The sequence below is a fragment of the Moorena sp. genome (assembly GCF_982860115.1).
The window spans coordinates 14,727-16,522 of the sequence record NZ_CEYLVT010000067.1 but is presented as its reverse complement, the minus strand read 5'-3'; the positions used below and the strand labels follow the sequence as shown (position 1 = coordinate 16,522).

Sequence of the window (1,796 nt, the reverse complement as noted above, 5' to 3'; positions counted from 1 at the left end):
CCCCTCGCTTATCAACCCAATTCTCTAGATTAATTCCAAAGGAGATGACCATGGGTAATTTTTGTTTGCCCATGGTCATCTCATATATTCTGAGTCTCTTCGGTTTAATGAGCCCAACCATGACCAATCTTTCCGGATGTAGTCAATTTCCTGGCGGATTTAAGAGTTATAACGGATGTGATCAAAGTAAATCTCCTGGATAATTTTCCTCAGCTGACTGCTGGGGTTTTTTTTTGTAATCGGCGCTCCACAGTGATGCGATCGCGGATCATCACTGTGCCAAAACCCCCTCGCTTATCAACCTAACTCTATAGATTCATCTACTTTCTTTACGGATGACCATTTTTGAATTCAAAATCCCAAATTCAAAATTAAAAATGAATAGCCTTCTAATTTTGAATTGTTTCCACAGGTGCGACCCAAGCGCACCTAATGATATAAGCCCCTGAATTCATTTATGTCAAAATGCTCTTTTAATTGGAGCGAAGCGATGTTTCAATGCCTCGAATTAATTCCTGGGGTATTTTTGAATTTTGAATTGATAATTTTGAATTGGAGCGAAGCGAGTGACCATGGGTAATTTTTGTTTGCCAATTCTCAAGTCTGTTATTCTAAGTTTCTTAGGTTTTTTGATCCCATCTACCTATCAACCACCCACTTATGGGAATAACTATGAGCTAAGTAGGACACAACCGACTCTCCAATCAATTTACAACAAAAACTATACTCAAGCTCAAATTGATTATTTTTTAGAAATTGCCTTAGGCTCGGAATACGGCTCCTTCAATCCTACTATCAAAAAATGGGACAGGAATGTGAGGATTAAGGTGATCGGCTTGCCAACCCCTGAAGATTGGCAGACTTTGTCAACCGTTATTGATGAAATAAATAGCATTACCCAAGATGCCATTCAAATAAATTTTGATGATAATAATCCCAATTTAAAGATTTATTTTGTTCCCGAATACGAGTTTCGTCGCTATGAGCCTAACTATCGACCGGTCAATTTTGGGTTTGTTCGGACTTGGTGGAATAACCAAGTTATTTATAAGTCAAGAATTATGATTTCTACAACTAGCATTACCCAAAAGGCACGGTCTCACCTAATCCGAGAAGAGCTCACCCAATCTATAGGACTGATGAGGGATTCCTATAAATACAGAAATAGTGTATTTTTCCAAGGGTGGACTGATACGACCGAATATGCTGAGATTGATCAAGCTGTCATAGAAATGCTATATAGACCAGAAATTCGTCCCGGAATGACTAAAGCAGAAGTGATCAATGTTCTGAATAGCCTCAGGTTTGAGAGGTAATCCTAGCCGTAAGGTGCGTTATTAATGCACCTTACAAGTAGAGTTACTGGGTAAGTCCTGTCCTATAAAGATTCAGGTTAAAAGAATTTAGAGGTGGTGTAAGGACCATAAACCCAATTGCCACTGTTCAGCTGTAGCCAATTCCCATTTCTAGCAACCACAGGTTTGAGTACAGAGCCACTGCTTACACAGGTAACAGCCTGACCAGTACCAGGACCAGGGAGTGCTTTCAAACACCCACCATTGGGAGTCTTGACTTTGATTCCTGATTCCAAAATCGGACTACCTCCACCACCTACACTACTTCCATCAAATAATTTAGAGGTAGTGTAAGGACCATAAACCCAATTGCCACTGCTCAGCTGCAGCCAATTCCCATTTTTAGCAACCACAGGTTTGAGTGCAGATCCACTGCGGACACAAGCAACAGCCTGACCAGTACCAGGACCAGGGAGTGCTTTCAAACACCCACCATTGGGA

1 protein-coding gene and 1 pseudogene are annotated in these 1,796 nt (G+C 40.8%); one reads left to right on the top strand and one right to left on the bottom strand.

Features of this window, described 5'->3' with window-relative positions; all coding sequences use genetic code 11:
• Positions 1–572: 572 nt before the first annotated feature.
• Complete coding sequence (locus AC4II3_RS13635) at positions 573–1,316, top strand: DUF2927 domain-containing protein (protein ID WP_488010640.1); 744 nt, start codon at positions 573–575, stop codon at positions 1,314–1,316.
• 77 nt (positions 1,317–1,393) lie between these two features.
• Here AC4II3_RS13635 and AC4II3_RS13630 read toward each other — a convergent pair.
• Positions 1,394–1,796: pseudogene (locus AC4II3_RS13630) on the bottom strand (hypothetical protein); the annotation flags it as partial.